The sequence below is a fragment of the Rhizobium sp. P1_E6 genome (assembly GCF_056405875.1).
Window position 1 is genome coordinate 93751 of sequence record NZ_JBFUBG010000001.1, and the last position, 26920, is coordinate 120670.

Sequence of the window (26920 nt, forward strand, 5' to 3'; positions counted from 1 at the left end):
CGGGTTATTTTCAAAGTCTGCTGATATTACAAATCCGTAATGACGGGTGGTTACGCTTGCTGCCGGCCGGGGAAAGGTGCGATATTGTCGCACCAGCGAGACTTTTTGTCTCGCACGCCTCTTTCGACAGACCCTGGACAACCTCGAGTCCCTCCGGAGACGTGAATGCCGTTTTGGAAGCAGTTTGTACTTTGTCTCGTCGTCATCATGGCCGGCTTTGCCGCGTGGGTCTATTTTGTGCCCGGTGCCGGCGAGACGATGCGGAATGCAGGAATTCCCGACAATATCGTTTCCATGATTGCGCCCAAGGCCGACGAAACGGTTGATGCGCAGCAGGCACAAGGTCAGGGCGGTCAAGATCAGGGGCAAGGTCAGAGCCGTCGCAATGGCGGAGGTAACGGCGGTGGCGGTGGACGCAACGCAGCTACTCTCGTCGTCACGCAGGCCGTCGTTCAGGGCATCGTCAACGACCGGCTGAACGCAATCGGCACGGGCGACGCGATCCGCTCCGTTGCGGTGACGCCGCAGGCGACGGGCACGATCCGCGAAATCCTCATCAAGTCAGGCGATATGGTCAAACAGGGCCAGGTTCTCGCCAAGCTCGACAGCGAAGAGCAGGTGATTGCCCAGGGGCAGGCACAGGTGGCGCTGAACAGCGCGCTCGAGAAATCAAACCTCTACCACAGTATCAAGTCCAGCGTTTCGCGCATGGACGTCTTCGATTCCGAGATCGCCGAGCAGAATGCGCGACTGCAGCTGCAGGCCGCCGAGCTCAATCTCACCCGCCGCAACATCGTGGCGCCGATCGACGGTATCGTCGGCATCGTGCCGGTCAATATCGGCGACAATGTCACCACCTCGACGCCGATCGTCACGCTGGACGACCGCACTGAAATCCTCGTCGACTACTGGGTGCCGGAACGCTTCGCCAATACGGTTTCGGTCGGCCAGGGGGTCGAGGCGACGTCGGTGGCGCGGCCGGGCAAGGTGTTCTCCGGCGTGCTGGAAGCGGTCGATAACCGCATCGATCCGGCAAGCCGCACGCTGCGCCTGCGCGGACGCATCGACAACCGCTCGGACGAGCTGCGCGCCGGCATGTCCTTTTCGGTCAGCATGAAGTTTGCCGGCGATAGATATCCCGCCGTCAACCCGCTCTCCGTGCAGTGGGATGCACAGGGCTCCTTCGTCTGGCGGGTGACCGACAACAAGTCGCATAAGGTGCGGGTCACGGTCGTGCAACGCAATCCGGACTATGTGCTGGTCAACGCGGATCTTGATGATGGCGATCAGATCGTCACGCAGGGCCTGCAGCGCGTGCGCGAAAACGGCGCTGTGCGCGTGGCGACCGATGTCGCCTCGAACGACAAGGTCGCCGCCCAATGAGCGTGACCGAGATCCACCACGACAAACCGGAATCCAGCAAGGCGAGCTTCACTGCGCTCTTTGTGCGCCGGCCGATCCTGGCGCTGGTCTTCAACACGCTGATGGTGGTGGCCGGCCTTGCGGCCTATGTGGGCGTCGAAGTGCGCGAGCTGCCTGATGTCGACCGGCCGGTCGTGACGGTTCGCACGGCCTTCGACGGCGCTTCGCCGCAGACGGTCGACCAGGAATTGACCAAGGTCATCGAAGGTGCGGTCGCGCGCGTCAGCGGTCTCAAATCCATCTCTTCCAGTTCCCAGTTCGGCCAGAGCCGCGTGACGCTGGAGTTTTCCGATTCCATCGATCTGGCCGTTGCCGCCAATGACGTGCGCGACGCCATCGGCCGCATCGCCCAGAACCTGCCTGACGAGGCGGATGCGCCGCAGATCGTCAAGGCGGATTCGGATTCTTCGGCGATCATGCGCCTTGCGGTGACGTCGGATACGCTCAACATGGACGATCTGACGCTGCTCGTCGAAAACGAGGTGGTCGATCGTCTGGCCTCCGTGGACGGCGTTGCCGACGTCGAAGAATACGGCGATCAGGAAAAGGTCTTCCGCGTCGACGTCGATCAGAGCGCGCTTGCAAGCCGCGGGCTAACCATCGGCGATCTCACCAAGGCGCTCGACAATGCCGCGCTCGACGTGCCGGCCGGTTCGCTGAAGAGCCCGATGCAGGATATCGTGGTGCGCGCCACCGCCAGCCTGCAGACGCCTGAAGACTTCCAGAACGTCATCCTGCAGCACAATGTGCGCCTCGGTGACGTTGCGACCGTGACACTCGGGCCGCGCGACGGTGAGACGGCGCTGCGCTCCAACGGCAAGCCGGGCATCGGTCTCGGCATCATCCGCCAGGCGCAATCCAACACGCTGAATATTTCCACCGGCATTCACGCTGCTGTCGACCAGCTTTCCAAGACGTTGCCGAAGGGCACGACGATCGCGATCACCAGTGACGACGCTGTGTTCATCGAGGGCGCGATCCACGAAGTGGTGCTGGCACTGCTGCTGTCGGCCGTCATCGTCACCATCGTCATCTACCTCTTCCTGCGCGACTGGCGCGCGACGCTGATCCCGTCCGTCTCGATGCCGGTGGCGCTGATCGGCACGCTCGCAGCGCTCTACATGGTCGGCTTCTCGATCAACATTCTGACGCTGCTCGCGATCGTTCTGGCAACCGGTCTCGTGGTCGACGACGCCATCGTCGTGCTCGAAAACATCGTGCGCCGGCGCTCCGAGGGCATGGGGCCGCGTGCGGCTGCCGTGCTCGGCACACGCGAGGTGTTCTTCGCGGTCATTGCGACGACGGCCACGCTTGCCGCCGTCTTCATTCCGCTGTCCTTCCTGCCGGGGCAGGTGGGTGGCCTGTTCCGCGAATTCGGTTTCGTGCTCGCCTTCTCGGTCGGCCTGTCGTCGATCGTGGCGCTGACGCTGTGTCCGATGCTCGCCTCGCGCATGCTGACCAAGCCGATGATCGAGGATCACGGGTTGCTCGGCCGCTTCGGCGAGGCTTTCGCCCGCGTCTATAAATGGGGGCTGCATGCCTGCCTGAATGCACCCTTCATCGTCATCGTCTTTTCGCTCATCTTCGGTGCCGCCGCTGTGGTCGCCTTCGGTACGGTCAACAGCGAGCTGACGCCGGAGGAAGACCGCGCCATGGTGATGATGCGGCTAACGACGCCGCAAGGCTCCAGCCTCGACTATACGCGCGACAAGATGCAGTTGGTGGAGGAATACCTCCAACCGCTCGTCGACAGCGGCGACATCAGGAACATTTTCTCGATCTCCGGCCAGGGCGGCTCTTCCAATAGCGGCTTCATGGTCCTGACCTTGGCGCCCTGGGGCGAGCGTGACCGCACGCAGGCCGAGATCGTCCGCGACATCAACCAGGCGGCGTCAAAGGTGCCGGCGCTGCGTGGCAATGCGATTTCGTCGAACAGCCTGCGCATCCGCGGCGCCGGCAGCGGATTGCAGATGGCGCTGATCGGCAACGATCACGAGGCGCTGACGGCTGCTGCCGCCAAGCTGGTGCAGCAACTCGACGCGAGCGGTCAGTACGACACGCCGCGCCTGACCAACGAACCGTCGCAGGCGCAGGTCTCGGTCGCCATCGATCGCGAGCGGGCCTCCGACCTCGGCATCGACATAACAGGGCTTTCGACCGCCATCCAGTCGCTGCTCGAGGGCCGTTCGGTGGTGGACGTCTTCGTCGGTGGCGAATCCTATCCGGTGCTTTTGACCTCGACGATGCGGCCGATCGACGATCCAACCGATCTCGAAAACGTCTTCCTGAAGACCGGCGACGGCAAGATCGTGCCGATGTCGGTCATCGCTTCGCTGAAGGAAGGCTCGGTCGCCCCGCAGCTCAACCGCGAACAGCAGCTCGCTTCTGTTGCGATCACCGCCGGCCTGAAGGACGGCATGTCGCTCGGCGATGCCGTGAAGAACGTCACGCAGATGGCCGAGCCGCTGCTGCCGCCCGGCGCGCGCTTGCTGCCGCTCGCCGAAGCCGCAACGCTCGAAGAGAATTCCAGCGGTATGGCGCTGACCTTCGGCTTTGCAATCGTCATCATCTTCCTGGTGCTGGCCGCACAGTTCGAAAGCGTGCTGTCGTCGCTGATCATCATGTCGACGGTGCSGCTCGGTCTCGCCTGCGCCGTCTTCGCGCTTGTCATCACCGGCTCCAGCCTCAATATCTACAGCCAGATMGGCCTCGTGCTGCTTGTCGGCGTCATGGCGAAGAACGGCATCCTGATCGTGGAATTCGCCAATCAGCTGCGTGACCGTGGCGAAGATGTGCGCACTTCTATCGAGAAGGCCTGCGCGCTTCGTCTGCGTCCGGTCATGATGACGATGATCGCGACCATTCTTGGGGGTGTGCCACTGGTCTTTGCGCATGGCGCGGGTGCCGAAGCACGCGTAGCGCTCGGCTGGGTGATCGTCGGCGGTCTCGGCTTTGCGACGCTGGTGACGCTGTTCATCACGCCCGTCGCCTATCTGCTGATTGCCCGCTTCGCCAAACCGCATGCCCATGAGGAGGCGCGCCTGCATGAGGAAATGACGCAGGCGACGCGTCCGCGGCCGGGTCCGCAAAAACACCTCCAGGCTGCTGAGTAAGTCTTTATCAATACTTTCGGAAGCGCCCGCCGGACCTCATCGGCGGGCTTTTCTATGGTATATGAAGTCTTGTGAAATAAGATAAATTACTTCTGAAGATTAGTCGTTTTTTAAGCATAACCCGCAATGATTGCGATCAGTAACCGGCCGGTCTTCTCAGTTTTTCGAAGGCCATTGCGCTGCCTCCAGCGACGGCGGACATGAACGTCCGTGTGATTTCGGTACATCCTGTTTCGTTGCGTTTTGTAGTGTTTTTGGAGTTCGTACCGTGAGTATTTATCAGCGCACCTCCGTGGATGCGGCGCTTTATGTGCTGCGTGACATCAATCGAAATATGAAGGTTACGCAGAACCATATCACGACGGGTCTGCGCGTCGAAAAAGCCCAGGACAATGCCGCCTACTGGTCGGTCGCGACGACGGCGCGCCACGACAACAAGGCCCTGTCGGCCGTTCAGGATGCCCTCGGCATGGCTGCCGCCACCATGGGCACTGCATCTGCCGGCGTTAATAGCGTCATCGACGTCGTCACCGAGATCAAGGCAAAGCTTGTCGCCGCAACAGAGCAGGGCGTCGACAAGACCAAGATCAATGAAGAGCTCGACCAGTTGAAGGCGCAGCTTCGCAGCGTTTCGGAAGGTGCGGGCTTCAACAACGACAACTGGATCATCCTCGACAATACCTCCACGCCGACTCAGCCGCGACAGATCCCGGCCTCCTTCATCCGTAATTCGGATGGTACGGTATCGGTCGGCATGCTGAGCTACCATATCGACATCCCGCCGAGCGGCGCGACCTCCTCCAAGGATGCGCGCTATGTGATCGATGACCGGGCAGGGGGCACCGGCGAATATGGTGTGCTGACTTCCGCCTTCTTTGCAACCGAACTCGGCACGGCGAAAAACTGGGTGCTGACGAAGAGCAAGAACGGCAATACGGCCGGCCAGGTGGAAATCGGCCTGACGGCGGCGACAAGCAAACAGGACCTCAACGAGATGATCAGCGTCGTCGATGCCGCGCTCCAGCAGCTGACGACTGTCGGCTCGGCCTTCGGCGCGCTGGAAAAACGCATCAGCATGCAGGACGACTTCGCAAAGAGCCTGTCCGACAACATCACCGAAGGCATCGGCCGTCTCGTTGATGCCGATATGGAAGAGGAGTCGAGCAAGCTGAAAGCCCAGCAGACCCAGCAGCAGCTCGGCCTGCAATCGCTGAACATCGCCAACGCCTCCTACGACAAGGTGCGCCAGCTCTTCCAGAACTTCTAAGTTCTGATGCAGCATCATGACCGCGCGGCAAGCCCTGCTCGCCGCGCGGTTTTCTTTTCGGAGAGGTCAGGCTGCGGCTGCCTTTGCGGCCATCGTTGCCTTGGCCCACCAGACCAGTTCGTCGAAGGCTGCCTTTGCTGTCGGCAGCAGGTTCGCCTCGATCTCTTCGATCGGCTTGTTGCCGAAGGCCGGGTGGATCGACATGAAGTCGCCGCCGCCGATGTGCACGGCACTGCGGGTGGAGACCATATGAAGCTCAACGCCGATTCCGCGCAGATGTTCGACCGCGCGCGTGGCACCCGTGCCGCCATAGCCGATCGCGGTGAACGGCTTCCGCATCCATTCCTTGTAGGCCTGGTCGAGTGCGTTCTTGAGAACGGCAGTGATAGAATGGTTGTATTCGGCGACGACGAAGATATAGCCGTCGAAGCGCCCGATCATTTCCTGCCAGCGGACCGCTTCCGGATTCTGGCTCGGCATCCAAAAATTCGACGCCATCTCCTCGAAGAAGGGGAGCGGGTGATCGCGCAGGTCGATCAGTTCCACGTCGAAGTCATCACGCGCCTGAGCCTGTTTCAATATCCATTGTGCCGGGGCGTCGGCGAATCGGGTGGGGCGGGTTGAGCCGATAATAACGGCGATGCGGGGCTTAGAATTCAAAGTAACCTCCTGTATGCTGGTTTCCTACAGTAACCAGATTACGAATGGTTTGCGCGACTGCACAAGGAGGCACTTTGTTGAAACCAGATAACCACGAGGATACCGCCGCCTGCGAGACCACGGACAGTTGCCAGCAGGTCCGCGCCTGCGATCATATCAGCCGCATGCTGGCACGCATCAGCGACAAGTGGTCTTTGCTGGTCGTGCGGGTGCTCGGACATGGCCCCCTTCGCTTCAATGCGCTGCGCCGTGAAGTCGGGGAGATCAGCCAGAAAGTGCTGGCATCGACCCTGCGGGAGCTTGAGGAGAACGGCTTCGTTTCGCGCACCGTCACGCCGGTCACGCCGCCGCAGGTGGAATATGCGTTGACGGACCTCGGCCGAGAGTTCCTTTCTCCGGTTCGGGGACTGGCCGAGTGGGTGGTTGCAAATTCCGCGCGGATGGACGAGGCGCGCGCGGCCTATGCCAAACGCCGCGGCCTCGAGTAGCGGTTTTACCAATAAAGCTGGTGATATCGGGGCGCGGCTGCAACAGGTCGATGTTTCTCCAACGGAATTTGACCTATGAGGTGAGCATCTTCATCTTGTTGCCGCATTCCTTAACATTTTGCTCGGATCAGCTTCGAACGGAGAACCTCCTGTCCATGATCAAGAAATTCATCCTTCTGGCCGTTGCGGCGAGCTACCTCTCGGCTTGCACGACGACCGATCCCTACACTGGTGAGCAGAAGGTATCCAATACCGCCGGAGGTGCCGCTCTCGGCGCGCTCGGCGGTGCTCTCGTCGGTGTCGCCGTCGGCGGCGGCGGCCATGGCAAGCGCAACGCGGCGCTGATCGGCGCCGGCATCGGCGCGCTCACGGGCGGCGCCATCGGCAACTACATGGACCAGCAGGAATCCGAGCTGCGCGCCCAGCTCGAAGGCACCGGCATTTCAGTCACCCGTCAGGGCGACAACATCATCCTCAACATGCCGTCGAACATCACCTTCGACATCGACCAGGATGCGGTGAAGCCGGGCTTCTACCAGACGCTGAATTCTGTCGCGATCGTGCTGCGCAAGTTCAACCGCACGCTGATCGACATCAACGGTCATACGGACTCCACCGGCAGCCTGCAGCATAACCAGGACCTGTCGCAGCGCCGCGCACTGTCCGTTGCCGATTATCTCGGCGGCCAGGGCATCGACCAGCGCCGCGTTTCGGCCGTCGGCTACGGTCCTTCGCAGCCGGTTGCTTCCAACGCAACCGAAGCCGGCCGCGCCCAGAACCGCCGCGTCGAAATCCAGATCGCGCCGATCACCCAGAGCTGATCGGGCGGCGCCTGACGGCTGCCCTGTCCTTGGTCGATTTTAACCGTCCTCCGCAGCGATGCGGGGGACGTTTGCGTTTCAGGCGTCGAATCGAAGAGAGGGCAGGTGTATCCTTGGCGCGGATGAGCTTGCGATCGGCATCACCTGTATCCGGGCGCCGATGCTCCGGGCCTGCGGCTGGTGGGCGACCGCGCGGACAATCATTTCCTGATGCCGTCGGAAGCATCAGGCCAGGACGATGTGCTGGTCGGCCGCGTCAGGAAAGATCTCGGCGATCCCTCCGGGCGCAGCATTGCGCTCTTCGTCGTCGGCGACCAGTTGCTGAAGGGGCGGCGCTGAACGCCGTGCAGATTGCCGACAGCTGCTGCCAGGCTGAAACGAGAACGGCCGGGGGTTACCCGGCCGTCTTGCCTCAATGCTGCATCGTCGCGCCCTTGGTGATCTTGTCGACGATCTTCTTATCGGCGCGGAGCGCAATGCCGACGACCTTGGCGTCGTCCGGGGCGTATTCGGCAAAGACGGCCCGGTTAGCGGCGTCGTGGCCGGTTGAAAACATTTCTTCGATGAAGACCGAGGAGGTCACCTCGCGTTCCAGCGCGCGGCGGTGGATCGTCGATATCGTCGCTTCGTCGGCCGACAGGACGATGATCGGCTGGATGGATAGCGGGTTGTAGAGATTGCCGGCGCGGTCCTTGTAGGGTTCGCCGATAATGTCAGGATATTGCCCGGCGATGCCTGTCGAAAGGAAGGCTGTGACATTCAGCTTCTGCCAGCCGGCAAGATTGTTTCGCAGGACGATCGCAATTTTGGTATCAAACATTCCAGTCTCTTTCATCAGGGTATCGACTTCATAAGGGTAGTTACGGGCATTGAGCCAGGATCTAACGCCGCAGGTCTTCGAAGGTCTTGAACGTTTGTGCGAGCCGCAGGCCGGCAGCGGCATACTGGCCGCGCCCGCCGGCAGCGGCATCCTGACTGCGCCGGCTTTTCCCGGCATCGAGCGCATCGAGGCGCAGTTCTCGGGCAACATGTTCGAGCCGCACCGGCATGATACCTATGCGCTCGGCGTCACCCTGCACGGCGTGCAGACCTTCACCTATCGCGGCGAGCGGCGCTTCAGCATGCCGGGGCAGGTCATCGTGCTGCATCCCGACGAGGAGCACGATGGAGGAGCTGCGACCGAAGCCGGGCTGCATTACCGCATGCTCTATATGGAGCCGGCGCTGCTGATGGAATGCCTTGAGGCGGAAAAGATAGGTCTTCCCTTCGTCGACCAGCCCGTGATCGCCGACGGAGCGCTGGCCCAGGTACTGCTCGCCGCACTCGGCGAACTGGACCGGGAGCTGGACGAACTCTTCGTCGATGATTTCGTCAGCCGCGTGGCAGGTGGCCTGTCGCGGCATTCGCAGGTGCGCCGACGGGTTCTGGGCACTGTCGCCTGGAAACAGGTGCGGGCGGCGCGGGATTATCTGGAGGCGCATGCTCTGCGGCCGGTGCGCTCGGGCGAGCTGGAGAGCATTACCGGGCTCGACCGTTTCACCCTGTCACGGCATTTCCGCACAGCCTTTGCCACCAGCCCGCACCGTTACATGGTGATGCGGCGGCTGCAGCAGGCAAAGGCCCTGATGGGCGAGGGCGAAGGTTTTGCCGACGTGGCCGCCGCGACCGGCTTTGCCGACCAGGCGCATTTCATCCGGCATTTCAAGAAGGCCTATGGCATGACGCCGGGGCGTTGGGCAGGGCTTCAGCGTTTTTATGCGGCGAAGGCCAGCGATGGCAGCCTGCCGCGCTCCTGATCTGATGGCCTTCTATAACTGATTTCGCTGCCCGGTTCTTTGGCAGTCTAGCGTCACATATCCTTCATTGTCCCCGGGTAGGCAGGCCAACACCTGGAGACTGTCAATGCACTCGACCACACAACCAAATCGCCCCAAAATCGCCGAGACCGTTATCCACTCGACGGCGAGTATCAGAGATTCCGATATAGGCAGATGCTGCGAGATCTTGGCGGACACATCTCTGCACACGGTCGAACTCGGGGATTATTCCTATCTGGGCCCTCGCTGTATCGTCGGTGACGCGACGATTGGAAAATTCTGCGCTATTGCAGCAGAGGTCAGGATCGGCGCGCCCAATCATCCGATGGACCGCCCGTCCATGCATCGTTTCAGCTATTGCCCTGAATATTACTCAGCTGATGCCGTGCGCGATCAGTCCTTCTTCGATGAGCGCAAGGGAGATCGCGCCGTCATCGGTCATGACGTCTGGATTGGCCATGGGGTCATCGTGTTGCCGGGTGTAAAGGTCGGAGACGGTGCCGTGCTTGCTGCAGGAGCGGTCGTCACCAAAGACGTCCAGCCATATACGATCGTCGGCGGCGTTCCGGCCAAATTCATTCGCGAGCGGTTCACGCGGGATATCGCAGAGAAGCTTGCTTCCATCGCTTGGTGGGATTGGCCATTCGAGACCATCATGGAGCGGCTCGCGGACTTCCAGTCCAACGACATCGAGGCCTTCTGCGAGCGCTGGTCGTAGAACAATCTCAGCAAAAAATGTGTAGCGCTTCTACTGAGAACAACGAGGGTGGCTGGCAATGAGCGACGAGAGACAACAACATGATGCAGCGTGCCACTGCGGTTCCGTCAGGTTCCGCGTCCGGCTCGCCGACGCATTCAACACGATTCGCCGCTGTTCATGCTCCTACTGCCGGATGCGGGGCGCAATTGTCGTCTCGGCACAGCTTTCGGATATCGAATTTGTCCAGGGCGAAGACAATCTGACGCTTTATCAATTCAATACCGGCATCGCCAGGCACTATTTCTGCAAGACCTGCGGCATCTATACCCATCATCAGCGCCGCTCGAATCCAAACCAGTTCGGCATCAACGTCGCATGCATTGCGGGCGTCAGCCCCTTTGATTTCCCGGAGGTTCAGGTCATGGATGGTGTCTCCCATCCTGCGGATTCCGGGTCCGGGCCGCAGGTGGCCGGGATACTCCGGTTCGAGCCGACGACCTGAGATCATGCCCGCTAAGGGCAAAATTCGGTTTTCGCCGCGAACTTAGACGGACTGCTCCGCAAGCCCCGACCGGCGGGCGATGAAGCGGGCGAGCGCCGGGCCGATCAACAGGATCATCATGAAGCGGCCGGTCTGCATGGCCATGACGAAGGGCACGTCGACATCGCTTGAGGCGGCGATGATGGCGACGGAATCGGCGCCGCCGGGGCTGGTCGCCAGATAGGCGGTCAGCGGGTCGATGCCGGCGAATTTGTGGAGCGCCACCGCCATGCAGCCGCAGAGCGTCATCAGTATGAGGATGGAAGCGGAGACGCGCGGCAAGGCGCGGGCGGCATGCTTGATGATCGAGCGGGTAAAGCGCAGGCCGATGCTCCAGCCGATCAGTGCGTAGCTCAGCGCCAGGATCCACATCGGCAGCTCGATCTTCAACAGTCCGAAGCCCTGCAGAACGGCGCCGCCAATCAGCGGGATGACGATATTGCCGCCCTGGATGCGGAGGCGGAAGACGCCGTAGCAGCAGATAGCAGCGAAGACCATGGTCATGGCGAAGGCCGGCCAGTCGACGGGTGGGAAGAAGATCACCGGCGGCGGCTCCTCGCCATCTGCGGCAATCCAGAGACGGGAGATGACGGAGGCGCCGACGGCGACGAAGACGACGCGCAGGTATTGCATGAAGGCGACGAGGCGAGCATCGGCGCCATAGGCCTCCGACATGATGACCATGGCCGAGGCACCGCCGGGTGAAGAGCCCCAGACGGCGGTCGTGCCGGGCAGCACCTGCCAGCGCGTGAGCAGCCAGCCGAGGCCGGCGGCAATGGCGATGACCGAGACGATGAAGAGAAAGAAGAGCGGCGCATCCTTGGCCATGGTGCCGAGGATGTCGGGTGTAATGTTGCGCGCCATCAAGAGGCCGACCAGCACCTGGCCGAACTGCAGTGGCCAGTAGGGCACGCGCAGCTGACCCCTGCCGACGGTCAGGGCCAGTACGATGGCGGCAACCATCGGGCCGATCAGCAGCGAGGCGGGCAGCGCGAAGAGTTCGAGGAAAAGGACTGATATGGCCGACAAGGCGAGCAGCAATGCCCATTTGGGCAGGCTCGCTTTCTGAAGGAAGCTGCTTGCGTCCAAAACTATAATCCCGAACTTTTCGACCGGAGCGAGCCCGAAGGCGTAGGTGGGAGGAGGCCCCGGCATTATGAAGAGGCCGGCTGCGAGGGCCGGCAGGCGCAGACCCGGTATAGGCGCGGGGCGGCCAGAGGGTCAATTGCGGAATCTGGCCTTTCTCTCCCTAAAGCCTGACGTGTTTGGCAAGGAAATCAAGCAGGGCGCGCACGCGCGCCGGCAGTGGTCCGCCCTGGCCGATATAGACGGCATAGAACTCCTCGACATCACCGGGGCTGAGCTCTTCCAGAACGGTAACGAGCCGGCCTGCGGCGATATCGGCGCGGACGGTGAATTCGGTCATGCGGGCAAGGCCGGCGCCAGAGAGCGCCAGGTAACGCATGGCCTCACCATCGCCGACCTGCAGGCCCGGTGTCAGGGGAATGGTGATCGTCCCGCCATTGTCTATGAGCGGCCAGCCTTCCAGCGCCCGGGCATAGGAAAAGCCGATGCGGCGATGATTGTACAGTTCGGCGGCTGAGCGCGGTTCACCGTGTCGCTGCAGATAATCGGGCGAGGCAACGATGATCTTTCCGGCGGCCCCGAGCTTGCGGGCGATCAGGCTCGATGTCTTCAGCGGGCCGGCGCGGATTGCGACATCGGCGCGCTCTTCCAGCAGGTCGACGATCTTGTCGGTGTGGGTGATATCGAGTGTGACGTCCGGATGCTCGGCCATGAAGTCCGGTATCAGCGGCGCCAGCACATGATTGCCGAAGGAGCCGCTGGTGTTGACACTGATGCGGCCCGCCGCCTGCTCCCCGGCAGAGGCGAAACGCTCGGCCTCCGATATGTTGGCGAGAATTGCGATGCTGCGTTCATAGAAGGCGCAGCCTTCCGGCGTGAGCTGCAGCTTGCGCGTCGAGCGGTTGACGAGGCGGGTGCCGAGCCGGGTCTCCAGCCGTGCGACCAGCTTGCTCACGGCTGACGGCGTCATGCGCCGCATCTGCGCGGCAGCGGAGAAGCCGCCGCGCTCGACGACGCTGACGAAGACTTCCATTTCGCCGGATCGATTGATGTCCTGACGGCTCATGATGATGAATTCAAATCACAGATGATATGCTCACAGGCAATCTATATCATCGTAATAGTGGGGTCTATCTCTACCTGAGAGAATAGGAGATCGGATCATGGAATACAGAAATCTCGGCGCATCGGGCCTGAAGGTGCCGGTGCTGAGCTTCGGGGCCGGAACCTTCGGCGGCAGCGGCCCGCTCTTCGGCGCCTGGGGCACGACGGATGCGCAGGAGGCGCGGCGGATGGTGGATATCTGCCTGGAGGCCGGCGTGACGCTTTTCGATACGGCAGATGTCTATTCCGCCGGTGCTTCGGAGGAGGTGCTGGGACAGGCAATCTCTGGCCGGCGCGATGCTGTGTTGATCTCCACCAAGACGGCGCTGCCAATGGGCGAGGGGCCAAATGACTGGGGCAGCTCGCGGGCGCGGTTGATCCGCGCGACCGAGGATGCGCTGCGCCGGCTGGGCACCGACTACATCGACCTCTTGCAGCTTCACGCCTTCGATGCGTCGACACCGGTGGAGGAGGTGCTTTCGACGCTCGACGGGCTCGTAGCTGCCGGCAAGGTGCGTTATATCGGCGTTTCCAATTTCTCCGGCTGGCAGCTGATGAAATCGCTCGGCATTTCCGAGAAATATGGCTACCCGCCTTATGTTGCCCATCAGGTCTATTATTCGCTGGCCGGGCGGGATTACGAATGGGAGCTGATGCCGCTTGCCGCAGACCAGCAGGTAGGCGCGCTGGTCTGGAGCCCGCTCGCCTGGGGCCGGCTGACCGGCAAGATCCGTCGTGGTGCGCCGCTGCCCGAGGGAAGCCGCCTGCATCAGACCGCCGACTACGGTCCACCTGTCGATGACGAAAAGCTCTTCGATATCGTCGATGTGCTGGACGAGATCTCGGCCGAGACCGGCAAGACGGTGCCGCAGATCGCCATCAACTGGCTGATCGGCCGGCCAACGGTTTCAAGCGTCATCATCGGCGCGCGAAACGAGGAGCAGCTGCGGCAAAATCTCGGTGCCGTCGGCTGGAGCCTGACGCGGGAGCAGATCGAGCGGCTGGACACAGCCAGTGCCGTGACGCCGCCTTATCCCTACTTCCCCTATTATCGGCAGGAGGGCTTTGCGCGGCTCAATCCACCCGCTGTCCCTGCAACAAAGATGGGATGAAATCTTCCCGGAATCCCGGCTGGACAGCCGCTTTGACTTGCCTCATACCCAGCCTGCTACAGATACTGTAGCAGGCTGTGGAATGCAGGGAGATCAAGGGCATGGCACTGCGCGACGCGAAGGCTGGGGTGCGAAACGAAGCGGGGATCGAAGCCGTCACGGGCATTCTGAAACAGCGCTTCGGGGAGCGCTTCCAGACCGGCCAGGCTTTTCGCGCCCAGCATGCACACACGACCACCTATATCCCTGCCCAACTGCCCGATGGCGTGCTCTTTGCCGAGACGGCTGACGACGTCAAGACCGCTGTGCGAGCCTGCGCCGACCATAAGGTGCCTGTTATCGGCTTCGGTACCGGCTCTTCGCTCGAGGGCCAGGTCAATGCCCCGGATGGCGGCATTTCCATCGATTTCAGCCGCATGAATCGGGTGATCGAGGTCAATCCTGAGGATCTCGACTGCACGGTCGAGCCCGGCATTACCCGCGAGGCGCTCAACATCCATCTGCGCGATACCGGCCTGTTCTTCCCGATCGATCCCGGCGCCAACGCCTCGATCGGCGGCATGACCTCGACGCGGGCCTCCGGCACCAATGCTGTGCGCTACGGAACGATGAAGGACAATGTGCTTTCAGTGACGGCAATCACTGCGACGGGGGAGGAAATCCGCACCGCGCGCCGCGCTCGCAAGTCGTCGGCCGGTTACGACATGACGCGGCTTTTCGTCGGCGCGGAAGGCACGCTCGGCATCCTCACTTCGGTGACGCTGCGGCTGCATGGCATTCCGCAGAAGATCGCTGGCGGCGTCTGCGCCTTTCCGAGCGTGAAGGCGGCCTGCGACGCCGTCATCATGACGATCCAGATGGGCATTCCGGTGGCCCGCATCGAACTCGTCGATGCGCTGCAGATGCGTGCCAGCATCGCCTATGCCGGCCTTCCCTATGAGGAGAGCCCGGCGCTCTTCCTCGAATTCCACGGCACGGATGAGACGGTGGCGCTGCAATCGGCGGCCTTTGCCGAGATCGCGGCCGAATGCGGCGGCGGCGAATTCAAGTGGACGGCGAGCCCCGAGGAGCGGACGAAACTCTGGAAGGCGCGCCATGACGCCTACTGGTCGGTGCGCGCGCTCGCACCCGGACTTGCCGTACTTTCGACCGATGTCTGTGTTCCGATATCGCGGCTTGCGGATTGCGTTGCCGAGACGCAGGCCGATATCGAGGCAAATGGTTTGCTGGCGCCGATCGTCGGCCATGCGGGCGACGGGAACTTCCATGTGCAGCTATTGTTCGACGACAAGAGTGCCGCGGGGATCGCGACAGCCGAGGAATTCGTGGCCCGGCTGAATGCGCGGGCGCTCGCAATGGATGGCACATGCACCGGTGAACACGGGATCGGGCAGGGGAAAATGGCGTTTCTGGAGCAGGAGCTCGGCGGTACGGTGGATTTGATGCGCCAGATCAAACGGGCGCTCGATCCTGACAATATCCTCAATCCCGGCAAGATTTTTCATCTGGGCTGAAAATGGAATAATCTCATGATCTTGGCCCTTGCTCCCGGCATGAATAGCGCTAGTGTCGGCAACAGAATCCCGAATGGAGAATCCCTGACTTGGTAGGCCGCTTCCTCGTCTTTCTAGGAGGAGTGATCGTCGTAGTGCTCTTCGTGGCACTGCTGGCGCCGTTGTTCATCGACTGGACAGACTTTCGCAAGAATTTCGAGGATCAGGCAAGCCGCATCATCGGCAAGAAGGTGACGGTGCATGGCACGGTCGACGCACGGCTTCTGCCGTTTCCGTCCGTGACGCTGCACGATGTACGCGTCGGCCAGGAGGACGACGGCACGCCTGTGGTGCAGGTCGAGCAGTTCTCCATGGATGCCGAGCTTGCGCCGTTCCTCTCGGGCGAAGCGCTGATCTTCGACATGCGCGTCGTCAACCCCAAGGTGCGGCTGCGGCTTCTGAAGGATGGTGCGCTGGACTGGACACGCGGCAGCCGGCCGGAAATTCCGGCCAAGACCGTGGTTCTGGAAAATGTGCATGTGAGCGGTGGCGAGATCGAGTTCGTCGACGACCAGTCCGGCCGTTCGCGGAACGTGACCGGGCTCAATGCCGAGATGTCGGCCAAGTCGCTCGCAGGTCCGTGGCACATCGAGGGCGACGGCGCGCTCGACGGCGAGCATGGCAGCTTTTCGATCTCCAGCAATCAGCCGGACGAGAGTGGCGTGTTGCGCATGCGCACCCGGCTTGCACCCGACAAACATCCGGTCACCGTCGATCTCGATGGCGAGCTGAAGCTCGTCGACAGCCGTCCGAACTATCAGGGCACGCTCTCTGCGGCGATCGAAAACCGCGAAGGCAAGGCCGAAAAGGGGGAGCCGCCGCCGCCGCGCCTCAAGGGCCGTTTCGAGCTCACCAACGACCGCATCCGCATTCCCGAATACCGCATGGAAGTCGGCTCGACCGACGATCCCTATGTGATCTCCGGCGAGGCGACGCTCGATACCGGCACCGCGCCGGAATTCCTGCTGACCGCCGATGGTCAGCAGATCGACGTGAACCGGATCGGCAATCAGGGCGCTGCCGGCAAGACCAACCGCGACCCGGCGGTTTCGGCACGTCAGAGGCTGAATTCGCTGATCGAGATCATCGCCCAAGTGCCGATCCCGCAGGTGCCGGGCAAGGCGACCGTGCGCCTGCCTGCAATCGTTGCCGGCGATACGACGATCCGCGATGTGGCGCTGGAACTGGAGCCCGCCGGCAATGGCTGGATGATCGGCAATGCCGTCGGCACGCTACCCGGCCGCACGCAGGTGGAAGGCAAGGGCAAGCTGACGCTCACGGGCGATCCGTCCTTCAACGGCCAGATGGTGGTTGCCTCCAACCAGCCGACCGGGCTTGCCTCCTGGCTGGCGGGGTCGGTCGATCCGGCCATCCGCCAGCTGCGGCGGGCGGGCTTTTCAGCCAACGTCAGCCTGACACATGATCTGCAGCGCTTCGAAAACCTGGAAATCGCGATCGGTGCTGCGACGCTGAAGGGGCGGCTGGAGCGGCAGGCGACCAACGGCCAGACGCCGTCTTTATCCGTCGCACTGAACGGCGATACGCTCGATCTCGATGCGCTGCGGGCGCTAACCGGCCTCTTTACCGGCCAGGACGCCGGCGACAACGTGCTCGACCACAAGATTGCCGCACAGCTCAAGGCCGACAAGTTCACGGCTTTCGGTGTGCAGGCCGACAATGTCGAGACCACCTTTACGCTCGCCGACGGAGCTCTTTCCGTCGACCGGATGTCGATCAAGAACCTTGCGGGTGCCGAGCTGACGGCGACCGGCAAAGCGGAAGGGTCGCTGCTCGACTACAAGGGCACCGGCGAGATCACCTTCAAGTCCGCAGATCCCGGCTCCTTCTTTGCCATGCTGCGTGAGCATCTGCCGCATCACCCGGTCATGGACCGGCTGGTGCGTAATGCCGCCTGGTACGGCAATACTGCTCTTCGCGGCGCGCTGACGCTCGGGGGCGATGACGGCAATGCGCTGTCAGTGACGCTGGCAGGTGTTTCGAACGGCAGCCGCGTCAATCTCGACTACCGCATGTCAGACCTTCTGGCGCTGACCGGCAACGGCACGACGACGCTGGAGGCGACGCTCGACAACGCCGTTCCGTCGATCCTCTTCGGCCAGGCGGGTCTCGATCCTCTGCCGATCGATGCAGGCGCCAACGGCCGCATGACGCTGAAGGTAACGGCGGCGGGCAACGATCCTGCCGATGCCGCGCTGACCTTCGCGACAGACCGGACGTCGTTTACGGCAAACGGCAAGGTCGATGTGCGGCCCGACACCTTCATGAACGGCAATCTCGCCGTGTCGCTCGAAAGCGCCGATCTCGATCCGTATCTGGTCATGAACGGCATCGCGCTGCCTGAGCTTGGCACCGGGCTGCCCTTTGGTCTGCAGACCAACGCGGCCATCGATCCCGATAAGGTGGTTTTCTCCGACCTCAAGGGCCATGCGGCCGACAATGAATTCTCCGGCGCGCTGACCTTCGACCGCAAGGCGGCGAAGACGACGGCAAGCGGCGCCCTTGCGCTTTCCAAGGCCGATCTCGGCTGGCTCGGCGAGGCGGTATTCGGGCAGATCAACGACCCGGCCAACGGCCAGTTGACGACGGCAGCCCTCGGCCAGCCGCTCTTCCGCGATCTCGACGTCAATCTGAAGCTCACCGCCAAGCAGTTCTGGCCAGGGCTCTTCGATACGGCTGTCAATGATTTCACCTCCGATGTCGCCTACAAGGGCGACGAGGTGCAACTCAATAACATGGCGGGCATCTGGGATGGCGGCACGCTTTCGGGCAATATGCTCTTTACCAATGCCAACGGCACGGGCTTCCTGCAGTCGCGGCTGGTGCTTGCCGATTCCGATCTTGGCGGCGTGGTCTGGCCGCGCGACGGCGCCCCTGTCGCCAACGGCAAGTTCGGCCTGTCGCTGGCGCTCGAAGCTTCGGGCAAGACGGTTTCGGACATTGCGAGTTCGCTGAACGGCTCGGGCGAAATCCGGCTCGGCGAGACCAGCGTTCGCGGGCTGAACCTCGCGATCCTGGCGCCGCTGCTGGCCGCTACCGATCCGATGCAGGACCAGATCAATGCCGGCAAGATACATCCGATCGTCGAAACGCTGCTGAACAACGGCGAGGCGAAGCTGCCGCCGCTCGGCATTCCCTTCAACGTGACTGACGGTACGCTGCGGGTCCAGAATGTCAGCGTCGCCAACGACCTGGCGCATTTGACTGCCGATGCGCAGGTCGAGCTGCCGCAGGGGCGCATCAGCGCGACGCTGGGCATCGGTCTCAATCCCGGCGCGGAGGCGCTTTCGGGTGCGGAGCCCGGCATCCGGTTGAACTTCTCCGGCCTGCTGGCTTCTCCAGGCAAGACGATGGATGTGACCGACATCACGAGCTACCTTTCGCTGCGCGCTTTTGAGCGCGAGCGGCGGCGCGTCGAGCGGCTGCAGACCAATGTGCTGGAAAAGCAGCGGCTGCGGCGTGAGGTGGCGCTCTACCGGTTCAATGACGCCCAGCGGGCTGCGGCTGCCGAGGTCGAGCGCCAGCGGAAGGCGGAAGAAGAGCGACTGAGGGCCCTTGCGCAGGAAGCCGCACAGCGCAAGGCGGTAGCCGAGGCGAAGGCGGCTGCCGAAGCGGAGGCACGCGCCAAGGCTGAGGCAGAAGCGAAGGCTAAAGCTGCTTCGGAGGCCGAGGCCGCGCGGCGGGCCGAACAGCCCTTGTCGCCCGGGCAGCTTAATTTCGATCAGTTGCCGGGCGTTCAGGCGCAGTAAGAGGGCTGGTCAGGCAGGCCGGCCTATCAGGCGTTCGCCGCGGCATTTTTCAGCCAGCACAGAACGTGCAGACGCAGCGCCGAGGAGAGGTTGCTGTCAGGCGGGCGGCCATCATCGATTTCGGATATCAGCGCCGCGAGCGGCAGGGAGCGACTTGCGGCAATCGCCTTCAACTCGGTCCAGAATTCATCTTCCAGCGAGAAACTGGTGCGGTGCCCATGCAATGTCGCCGAGTGTTTGCGGATCATCGGGCTGCTTCGTCTTCGTTGAGAAAGCGATTCAGGCAGGAATCGCATCTGTTTGATCGCTCGGGCTTTTCACCCACTGGCGATCAGGTCTCGTCGTCTTCGATACGGCCCTGATCGAGAGCCTTTTCGGCCTTCTCGTTGAGGGCGCGGGTCAATTGTTTTTCGGCCTTGGTACGGCCGTGGGAGATACGATTCTGCTCCGCCTGCTTTTCCTTCTCGGAGCGAGCCTGCTGCTTGCGGAACTGGCGTAGGTTGACGATTTCGGCGCTCATGCAGTTGCCTCCATCACGAAAAAAGGGAGGCATTCGCCTCCCTCTGCATTACTGCTTCTTGCGGAAGGAATCGAGCGAGATAACGGAGCCCGGCTTCTTCTCTTCGCCGTCGGCGGTAGGCTTTTCGTCCGCACCCTCCGTCTTGATGGCATCGACGGGATAGGCGGTGATCTCGGCCGCCGGCAGTTCCTCGCCGTCGCTCAGCGGGACGTCGAACTCCAGTTCGAAATTGACCGAGGGGTCGTAGAAGCCTCTGATGGCATTGAAGGGGATGACGAGCTTTTCCGGCACGTCGGAGAAGGACAGGCCGATCTCGAAATGGGATTCGGTGATCTTCAGTTCCCAGAACTGGTGCTGGATGACGATGGTCATCTGCTCAGGATATTTGGACTTCAGGTGCTGCGAAATGYGCACGCCGGGAGCGCCCGTGAGAAACGTGATGAAGAAGTGATGGTCGCCGGGCAGACGGCCCGTCGTTCCGACTTCGGTCAAGACCTTGCGGATGACACCGCGCAACGCGTCCTGTGCCAGAATGTCGTAGCGGATATGATCCTGCCCCATGCTTTTCCTGTCTTTCGTCGGTTTAGAAGTCTTTTCACGAACTTATATGGCACGTCCGGGCGCTTTGGGAAAGGCGCAAGCCGATTCATGCGTTCATCAAGCATACATGATTTCGTCGAAAAAGGGGAGAAGGTGAAGGCTTCTGTTGCCAGGTGCCTTCGGACCCCGCCTTACGGGGCTAACCGTAAGGGCTTAGTTCGGAATTCTCACACCGCCATTAGGCAGCGAGAGCGTATTCCTTAGCGTTGTTGTCGTTTGCAACTACACTTGTGACCCGATAACGGCGGTATCATGCCGAGCGAAAAGTCGATCTTTACACCCTTGTCGATCCTATTTCGCCCCCATCAAAAGCAGGCCTTTTCCACTCACGGAAATCCGCCTGTTTTTGGTGGAGGCGCCGGGTACCGCCCCCGGGTCCAATAGGTTTATTCCACCGCCCGTTTATCGCCATAGCCGGCCCGAAAGCCGGCAGGAGGGATATAGTGTTTTTGTGATCGCAAGGGAAGGGGATACGTCATAAAAGCGTCGCGGTTTCCCGCAGTTTTGCTTGGATATTCAGGAGAGCTCATTGGTTTTCAGCCGCTTTGCCCTTAAATTGCTGGCAAAAGGAATCGGCTGACACCATGAAGCAATATCTCGACCTCCTGAGCCATGTGATGGAAAACGGCACCGACCGCGGCGATCGTACCGGCACAGGCACGCGCTCGGTCTTCGGCCATCAGATGCGTTTCGATCTCGATGCCGGCTTTCCGGTGCTGACGACGAAGAAGCTGCATCTGCGCTCGATCATCTATGAGCTCTTGTGGTTCCTGAAGGGCGAGACCAATATTCGCTATCTGAAGGACAACGGCGTCAGCATCTGGGACGAATGGGCCGACGAAAACGGTGATCTCGGACCGGTCTATGGGGCGCAGTGGCGCTCCTGGCCGGCGCCCGATGGCGGGCATATCGATCAGATCGACAATCTCGTGAAGGGCCTCGTCAAGAATCCGAATTCGCGCCGCCATATCGTTTCGGCCTGGAATCCGGCCGAAGTGGACAATATGGCGTTGCCGCCCTGCCACTGCCTGTTCCAGTTCTATGTGGCCGACGGCAAGCTTTCCTGCCAACTTTACCAGCGTTCTGCCGATATCTTCCTCGGCGTGCCGTTCAATATCGCCTCTTATGCGCTGCTGACGATGATGGTGGCGCAGGTGACGGGGCTGAAATACGGCGAGTTCGTTCATACGCTCGGCGATACGCATCTCTACCACAACCATTTCGACCAGGCGAAGCTGCAGCTGACGCGTCAGCCGAAGCCGCTGCCCCGCATGGTGTTCAAGCGTGACGTGAAGGATATATTCGGCTTCGTCTACGAGGATTTCGAGCTCGTCGGTTATGATGCCGATGCCAGTATCAAGGCGCCGATCGCCGTCTGAAGCGTGTCGCGATCTCTCTGATCGCTTCCCACGCTTTAGACTTTTGTTTCGCATGTCGTTATCGCAAGACGGCTGCACAGTTTTGAGCGACATGCTCCAAGCCGGGAAGGCCGATGTCCGATATCCGCAAGACCATCTTCGTTGCCGTTGCGCGCAATGGCATCATCGGCCGCGACGGCGACATGCCCTGGCGGCTTTCGACCGATCTCAAGCGCTTCAAGGCGATGACAACAGGCAAGCCTGTCGTGGTCGGCCGCAAGACATTCGAGAGCTTCGGCGGCAAGCCGCTGCCGGGGCGCCAGCATGTGGTGATCTCGCGCGGCGCCGATATCGATCATGCCGACGTGCATATGGCCCGCTCGCTCGACGAAGCGATCACGATGGCCGAAGAGCTCGCTCGCAATCAGGGCGAAAACGAGATCTCCATTCTCGGCGGCGGGCAGATCTACGCGCAGGCGATGGCGCTGGCCGACCGGATGTGCGTGACGCATGTCGAGGCCGACGTGGATGGCGATACATCTTTTCCTGACATCGATCCCGCTGTCTGGGTGGCGACGGAGAGCCTTGATGTTCCGGCCGGGGAGAAGGATACCTTTCCCACCCGTTTCGTCGTTTATGAACGTCGAGACGCCTGAAAAGGAACTATTTTCCAATTATATTGACCAAGTTTCTGACACCGCGTTGAAAGCCGGTGCTGTGATACTTATAACGGTCGGATCGCATCCGCCGGCAGCCCCCACGGCGGTTGGATGTGTATGACGTAACGAACAACGAGGTTTTGATGCCCTGGAGCAATCAGAATGGCGGCGGCGGCCCTTGGGGCGGCGGCGGCGGTAATAATCAGGGACCATGGGGGCAGGGGCCGAACCGTCCACGCGGCGGTGGCGGCGGCAAGGGCGGTCCGCCCGATCTTGAAGACATTATCCGGCGCGGGCAGGATCAGCTGCGCGGCTTTATTCCGGGCGGTTTCAACGGCGGTGTCGTTGCGATCGTCGTGGCTGTCATCGCGATCTTCTGGCTTTTCCAATGTATTTACGTCGTCCAGCCGGACGAGCGCGGCGTCGAGCTGCGCTTCGGCAAGCCCAAGGAAGAAATTTCCATGCCGGGCCTGCATTTCCATTTCTGGCCGCTTGAGACCGTCGAGACGGTCAAGGTGACGGTGCAGCAGCTCAATATCGGCGCGACCACGGCTGGCTCTTCCAGCGGTCTGATGCTGTCGAGCGACAAGAGCGTCATCAACGTGCAGTTTGCTGTCTTTTATACGATCAGCGACCCGAGGGCCTATCTTTTCGGCGTCGAGAACGCGGCCGAGACGCTGCAGCAGGTTTCCGACAGCGCCATGCGCGAAGTCGTCGGCCGCCGTCCTGCACTGGACGAATTCCGCAGCAACCGCCAGCCGATCGAGACGCAGGTTCTCAACATCGTTCAGGATACGATGAACCGCTACGGCGCGGGCATCACCGTGACGGGCGTAACGATCCAGAACGTGGCGCCGCCGCGCGAAGTTGCCGACTCCTTCGAAGAAGTTCAGCGTGCCGGCCGCGACCGCGACAGCACGATCGAGGACGCCAACCACTATACGAACCAGAAGCTCGGCCAGGCGCGAGGCGATGCCGCCCGTATCCGTGAAGACGCAGCCGCCTATAAGGACCGCGTCGTCAAGGAAGCGGAAGGTGAGGCACAGCGCTTTACGGCCATCAATGACGAATATTCGAAGGCTCCCGACGTGACGCGCAAGCGCCTGTTCCTCGAAACGATGGAGCAGGTTCTGAAGAACTCCAAGAAGGTCCTGATCGACGACAAGCAGGGCGTCGTGCCCTACCTGCCGCTCAACGAGATCAACAGACCGGCTCCGGCACGGCAGGGAGGTTGAACCATGGTATCGAACAGACTTCCCGTAATCCTCATCGCGCTCGCGATCCTTCTCGCCATTCTCTATTCGTCGATCTTCGTCGTGAATGCGCGTGAACAGGCAATCGTCGTACGCTTCGGTCAGATCCAGTCGGTGAAGACCGAGCCTGGTCTCTATTTCAAGCTGCCGTTCGGCTTCATGGATGCCGACCGCGTACAGTTTGTGGAGAAGCGCGCCCTGCGGCTCGACCTCGATAATATCCGCGTTCAGGTTCAGGACGGCCAGACCTTCGATGTCGATGCCTTCGTGATCTACAACATCGCGGATGTGCGCCGTTTCCGTGAAACGGTGTCAGGCGACCGCGACGCTGCCGAGGCACGGCTGCGCGCGCAGCTCGATTCCTCGCTTCGCCGTGTCTACGGTCTGCGTGACTACAACGCAGCGCTTTCGGAAGAGCGCGTGGCGATGATGCTCGAAATCCGCGACGATCTTCGCACGGATGCCGAAAATCTCGGCCTGCATATCGATGACGTCCGTATCCGTCGGACGGATCTTTCGCCGGAAGTGGCTCCGAACACCTACAACGCCATGCGCTCCGAGCGTCTGGCCGAAGCAGAGCGCATCCGCGCCGAAGGTAATGAAGAGGGCCAGCGCCGCCGGGCTATCGCCGACCGCCAGGTCGTCGAGCTCACCGCCGACGCGCAACGCGATTCGGAAATCCTACGCGGTCAGGGTGACGCGGACCGTAACCGGATCTTCGCTGAATCCTTCGGCAAGGACCCGGCCTTCTTCGAGTTCTATCGCTCGATGGCCGCCTATTCCACGGCACTTTCCTCGCAGGATACGACGCTGGTGCTTTCGCCGAGCTCGCAGTTCTTCCGCTACTTCGAGAATGCTGACGGCAGCCAGCCCGCTGGACCGGGCCAGACCGGTGGCCTCTTGCCGCCCGCAGCCGCGCAGCCGGCCGCTCCGGCACAGCCGGCGAACTGACGACAGACGGAATGCAGGACCTCCTCACCGGGCTTGCATTCTTCCTCATCATCGAGGGGCTGGTCTACGCACTGGCCCCTCGTTTTCTTGTCGAGATGGCGAAGCTTCTTCCTACCGTGCCCGAACGACAACTCAGGGTCTTCGGGCTTGCTGCGATGGCGCTCGGCGTCGGCTGTGTCTGGCTTTTACGAGGCTAAGTCATATTCGCACGGGGATTTCTCGAAAAGGTGATTTCGCCCTCCATCATTCCGCCTTATGCTGATGGTGTATGTGCGCTTTATCCCCAGACGAGGAAGCTTGATGGCCCCCACGACTCGCTCGCCCTTCAGACGAACGCTCGCGCTTTTGGCCGGCACTGCCCTCCTGGCAAATGTCGGTGCAGGCGGTGTTGCGCATGCGCAAACCGCCCCGGCGCCCGCTGTACCTGAACAGGCAGCGCCCGCGGCACCTCAGCCCGCGCCCATCTCACCGGCTGCAGTTGCGCCCGCGGCTCCGCCGATGCAGATGACGGCTCCGGGCAGCGGACCGGCTTCCGTCGCGGATCTTGCCGAAGGGCTGCTCGATGCCGTGGTCAATATCTCGACCTCGCAGAACGTGAAGGATGACGAGGGCGCAGGCCCCGCACCGCGCGCCCCCGACGGCTCGCCCTTCCAGGAATTCTTCAACGACTTCTTCAACAAGAAGCAGGGCAATCGCGGCCCCAACCACAATGTCAGCTCGCTCGGCTCCGGCTTCGTGATCGATCCCTCGGGCTATATCGTCACGAACAACCACGTGATCGAGGGCGCCGACGATATCGAGATCAATTTTGCCAACGGCTCCAAGCTCAAGGCCAAGCTGATCGGCACCGATACCAAGACCGACCTTTCCGTGCTGAAGGTGGAGCCGAAGCAACCGTTGAAATCCGTCAAGTTCGGCGATTCCAGCACGATGCGCATCGGTGACTGGGTGATGGCGATCGGCAACCCGTTCGGCTTCGGCGGATCGGTGACGGTCGGCATCATTTCGGGCCGCGGCCGCAACATCAATGCCGGTCCCTACGACAACTTCATCCAGACGGATGCGGCGATCAACAAGGGCAATTCCGGCGGTCCGCTCTTCAACATGAAGGGCGAGGTGATCGGCATCAATACCGCAATCATCTCTCCGTCGGGCGGCTCGATCGGCATCGGCTTCTCCGTGCCGTCGGAGCTTGCTTCCGGCGTCGTCGATCAGCTTCGCGAATATGGCGAGACGCGGCGCGGCTGGCTTGGCGTGCGCATCCAGCCTGTCACCGACGAAGTGGCCGACAGTCTCGGCCTCGACAGCGCCAGGGGCGCGCTGGTCGCGGGTGTCATCAAAGGCGGGCCGGTCGATGACGGCTCGATCAAGGCAGGTGACGTCATCCTGAAATTCGACGGCAAGACCGTAAGCGAGATGCGCGATCTGCCGCGCGTGGTGGCCGAAAGTTCTGTCGGCAAGCAGGTCGACGTAGTGGTGCTGCGCGACGGCAAGGAGCAGACCGTCAAAGTGACGCTCGGCCGTCTCGAGGACAGCGACCAGGCGGCGGCTGCCGACAATTCGACTGATGACGGCGTCATCAATCCTGATCCCGGCGAAAACAACGATATGGACGAACCGAATCAGGATGGCGATCAGGGGCAGGCCGCACCTGACGGGCAGGATCCGCAGCAACAGGATCAGAGCCAAGGACAAGGAACGGGCCAGGGACAAGGAATGGGCCAGGATCAGGCAACGCCCGGTCAGGCCGCTCCCAAGCACGTGCTCGGCCTGTCGCTCTCGCTGCTCAGCCCCGAGACCCGCAAGACCTTCGGCATTGCCGAGAGCGTCGACGGCGTTGTCGTGACAGAGGTGGCACCGGGGTCGGCAGCCGCGGAAAAGGGCCTGAAGCCCGGCGACGTGATCGTCGAGGTCGCCCAGGAATTCATGAAGTCGCCGGATGCTGTCGCCAGCAAGGTGCAGACTTTGAAGCAGGAAGGCCGGCGCAATGCGCAAATGATGGTCGCTGCCGCGAATGGCGACCTGCGGTTCGTTGCGGTGCCGATGGAGTAGGGTCGTCGAATACAGATCCGAAAATCAAAAAAAGGAGCGGTTAGCCGCTCCTTTTCAATGTTAGCGATGCATCGTG

At 61.8% G+C, this 26920-nt stretch carries 24 protein-coding genes, 1 other RNA gene and 1 pseudogene; 18 read left to right on the forward strand and 8 right to left on the reverse strand.

Annotated features, from left to right (window positions below):
• The first annotated feature begins 165 nt into the window (after positions 1-165).
• The 3 genes from AC1D35_RS00435 (at position 166) to AC1D35_RS00445 (ending at position 5802) form a co-directional block, all read left to right on the forward strand.
• Entirely contained in the window at positions 166-1383 is a 1218-nt protein-coding gene (locus AC1D35_RS00435; RefSeq protein ID WP_113308088.1) for an efflux RND transporter periplasmic adaptor subunit, read from the forward strand.
• A complete protein-coding gene (locus AC1D35_RS00440) occupies positions 1380-4535 on the forward strand; it encodes an efflux RND transporter permease subunit (RefSeq protein WP_477938158.1) in 3156 nt (1051 codons plus the stop codon). Before AC1D35_RS00435 ends, AC1D35_RS00440 begins: the two co-directional genes overlap by 4 nt.
• A gap of 268 nt (positions 4536-4803) precedes the next feature.
• Positions 4804-5802 carry a flagellin N-terminal helical domain-containing protein gene (locus AC1D35_RS00445; protein ID WP_113300142.1) on the forward strand — a complete coding sequence of 333 codons (999 nt, stop codon included), beginning with the start codon at positions 4804-4806 and terminating at the stop codon, positions 5800-5802.
• Between the two features lie 66 nt (positions 5803-5868).
• On the opposite strand, the gene AC1D35_RS00450 is transcribed toward AC1D35_RS00445, so the two are convergent.
• The gene (locus tag AC1D35_RS00450) at positions 5869-6462 is read right to left on the reverse strand and encodes an NAD(P)H-dependent oxidoreductase (RefSeq protein WP_113300143.1); all 594 of its coding nucleotides are present in this window, start codon (positions 6460-6462) and stop codon (positions 5869-5871) included.
• A 77-nt stretch (positions 6463-6539) separates the two neighbouring features.
• On the opposite strand from AC1D35_RS00450, the gene AC1D35_RS00455 reads away from it, so the two are divergent.
• The 3 genes and pseudogenes from AC1D35_RS00455 to AC1D35_RS00465 all read left to right on the forward strand — a co-directional run.
• Complete coding sequence (locus AC1D35_RS00455; protein ID WP_113300144.1) at positions 6540-6950, forward strand: winged helix-turn-helix transcriptional regulator; 411 nt, start codon at positions 6540-6542, stop codon at positions 6948-6950.
• A gap of 155 nt (positions 6951-7105) precedes the next feature.
• Positions 7106-7771, forward strand: coding sequence for a YiaD family glycine zipper/OmpA-like lipoprotein (locus tag AC1D35_RS00460; RefSeq protein ID WP_113300175.1), 666 nt, complete (start codon positions 7106-7108; stop codon positions 7769-7771).
• A gap of 156 nt (positions 7772-7927) precedes the next feature.
• Positions 7928-8130 (forward strand): annotated as a pseudogene (locus AC1D35_RS00465) (Asd/ArgC dimerization domain-containing protein); the annotation flags it as partial.
• A gap of 53 nt (positions 8131-8183) precedes the next feature.
• On the opposite strand, the gene AC1D35_RS00470 reads toward AC1D35_RS00465, so the two are convergent.
• Positions 8184-8591, reverse strand: coding sequence for a DUF2000 family protein (locus AC1D35_RS00470; RefSeq protein ID WP_113300145.1), 408 nt, complete (start codon positions 8589-8591; stop codon positions 8184-8186).
• Between the two features lie 49 nt (positions 8592-8640).
• Here AC1D35_RS00470 and AC1D35_RS00475 point away from each other — a divergent pair, with 49 nt between their 5' ends.
• The 3 genes from AC1D35_RS00475 (at position 8641) to AC1D35_RS00485 (ending at position 10790) form a co-directional block, all read left to right on the forward strand.
• The gene (locus AC1D35_RS00475) at positions 8641-9567 is read left to right on the forward strand and encodes an AraC family transcriptional regulator (RefSeq protein ID WP_113311944.1); all 927 of its coding nucleotides are present in this window, start codon (positions 8641-8643) and stop codon (positions 9565-9567) included.
• Positions 9568-9673: 106 nt separating this feature from the next.
• The gene (locus AC1D35_RS00480) at positions 9674-10306 is read left to right on the forward strand and encodes a DapH/DapD/GlmU-related protein (protein WP_113311945.1); all 633 of its coding nucleotides are present in this window, start codon (positions 9674-9676) and stop codon (positions 10304-10306) included.
• Between the two features lie 58 nt (positions 10307-10364).
• On the forward strand, positions 10365-10790 hold the full coding sequence (locus AC1D35_RS00485) for a GFA family protein (RefSeq protein WP_113311946.1): 426 nt from the start codon (positions 10365-10367) through the stop codon (positions 10788-10790).
• Positions 10791-10832: 42 nt separating this feature from the next.
• Here the strand turns inward: AC1D35_RS00485 and AC1D35_RS00490 are convergent, their stop codons facing one another.
• Complete coding sequence (locus AC1D35_RS00490) at positions 10833-11927, reverse strand: AbrB family transcriptional regulator (RefSeq protein WP_477832140.1); 1095 nt, start codon at positions 11925-11927, stop codon at positions 10833-10835.
• 151 nt (positions 11928-12078) lie between these two features.
• The gene (locus AC1D35_RS00495) at positions 12079-12981 is read right to left on the reverse strand and encodes a LysR family transcriptional regulator (protein WP_113311948.1); all 903 of its coding nucleotides are present in this window, start codon (positions 12979-12981) and stop codon (positions 12079-12081) included.
• Positions 12982-13078: 97 nt separating this feature from the next.
• Here AC1D35_RS00495 and AC1D35_RS00500 point away from each other — a divergent pair, with 97 nt between their 5' ends.
• From AC1D35_RS00500 to AC1D35_RS00510, 3 genes are all read left to right on the forward strand, one after another.
• The gene (locus AC1D35_RS00500) at positions 13079-14131 is read left to right on the forward strand and encodes an aldo/keto reductase (RefSeq protein WP_113311949.1); all 1053 of its coding nucleotides are present in this window, start codon (positions 13079-13081) and stop codon (positions 14129-14131) included.
• Between the two features lie 101 nt (positions 14132-14232).
• Positions 14233-15645 (forward strand): FAD-linked oxidase C-terminal domain-containing protein, encoded by a 1413-nt coding sequence (locus tag AC1D35_RS00505; protein WP_113300152.1) that lies wholly within the window; start codon positions 14233-14235, stop codon positions 15643-15645.
• Between the two features lie 89 nt (positions 15646-15734).
• Positions 15735-19451, forward strand: a complete 3717-nt coding sequence (locus AC1D35_RS00510) for an AsmA family protein (RefSeq protein ID WP_113311950.1) — start codon at positions 15735-15737, stop codon at positions 19449-19451.
• 26 nt (positions 19452-19477) lie between these two features.
• Here the strand turns inward: AC1D35_RS00510 and AC1D35_RS00515 are convergent, their stop codons facing one another.
• From AC1D35_RS00515 to ssrA, 4 genes are all read right to left on the reverse strand, one after another.
• Complete coding sequence (locus tag AC1D35_RS00515) at positions 19478-19699, reverse strand: ribbon-helix-helix domain-containing protein (RefSeq protein ID WP_113300154.1); 222 nt, start codon at positions 19697-19699, stop codon at positions 19478-19480.
• A gap of 83 nt (positions 19700-19782) precedes the next feature.
• Positions 19783-19971 (reverse strand): DUF4169 family protein, encoded by a 189-nt coding sequence (locus AC1D35_RS00520; protein ID WP_113300155.1) that lies wholly within the window; start codon positions 19969-19971, stop codon positions 19783-19785.
• A 48-nt stretch (positions 19972-20019) separates the two neighbouring features.
• Complete coding sequence (locus AC1D35_RS00525; RefSeq protein ID WP_477938159.1) at positions 20020-20532, reverse strand: SspB family protein; 513 nt, start codon at positions 20530-20532, stop codon at positions 20020-20022.
• Between the two features lie 131 nt (positions 20533-20663).
• Positions 20664-21041, reverse strand: a transfer-messenger RNA (tmRNA) gene (gene ssrA, locus AC1D35_RS00530).
• Positions 21042-21155: 114 nt separating this feature from the next.
• On the opposite strand from ssrA, the gene AC1D35_RS00535 reads away from it, so the two are divergent.
• The 6 genes from AC1D35_RS00535 to AC1D35_RS00560 all read left to right on the forward strand — a co-directional run bounded on the left by AC1D35_RS00535 (position 21156) and on the right by AC1D35_RS00560 (position 26844).
• On the forward strand, positions 21156-21950 hold the full coding sequence (locus AC1D35_RS00535; protein WP_113300157.1) for a thymidylate synthase: 795 nt from the start codon (positions 21156-21158) through the stop codon (positions 21948-21950).
• A gap of 113 nt (positions 21951-22063) precedes the next feature.
• The gene (locus AC1D35_RS00540; RefSeq protein ID WP_113311951.1) at positions 22064-22585 is read left to right on the forward strand and encodes a dihydrofolate reductase; all 522 of its coding nucleotides are present in this window, start codon (positions 22064-22066) and stop codon (positions 22583-22585) included.
• Positions 22586-22731: 146 nt separating this feature from the next.
• Positions 22732-23823 (forward strand): FtsH protease activity modulator HflK, encoded by a 1092-nt coding sequence (gene hflK / locus AC1D35_RS00545; RefSeq protein WP_477938160.1) that lies wholly within the window; start codon positions 22732-22734, stop codon positions 23821-23823.
• Between the two features lie 3 nt (positions 23824-23826).
• Positions 23827-24792: a protease modulator HflC gene (hflC, locus tag AC1D35_RS00550; RefSeq protein WP_113311953.1), complete on the forward strand. Its 966-nt coding sequence runs from the start codon at positions 23827-23829 to the stop codon at positions 24790-24792.
• An 11-nt stretch (positions 24793-24803) separates the two neighbouring features.
• Positions 24804-24989 (forward strand): DUF2065 domain-containing protein, encoded by a 186-nt coding sequence (locus AC1D35_RS00555; protein ID WP_113311954.1) that lies wholly within the window; start codon positions 24804-24806, stop codon positions 24987-24989.
• Between the two features lie 103 nt (positions 24990-25092).
• A complete protein-coding gene (locus tag AC1D35_RS00560) occupies positions 25093-26844 on the forward strand; it encodes a Do family serine endopeptidase (RefSeq protein ID WP_113311955.1) in 1752 nt (583 codons plus the stop codon).
• The last annotated feature ends 76 nt before the right edge of the window (positions 26845-26920 follow it).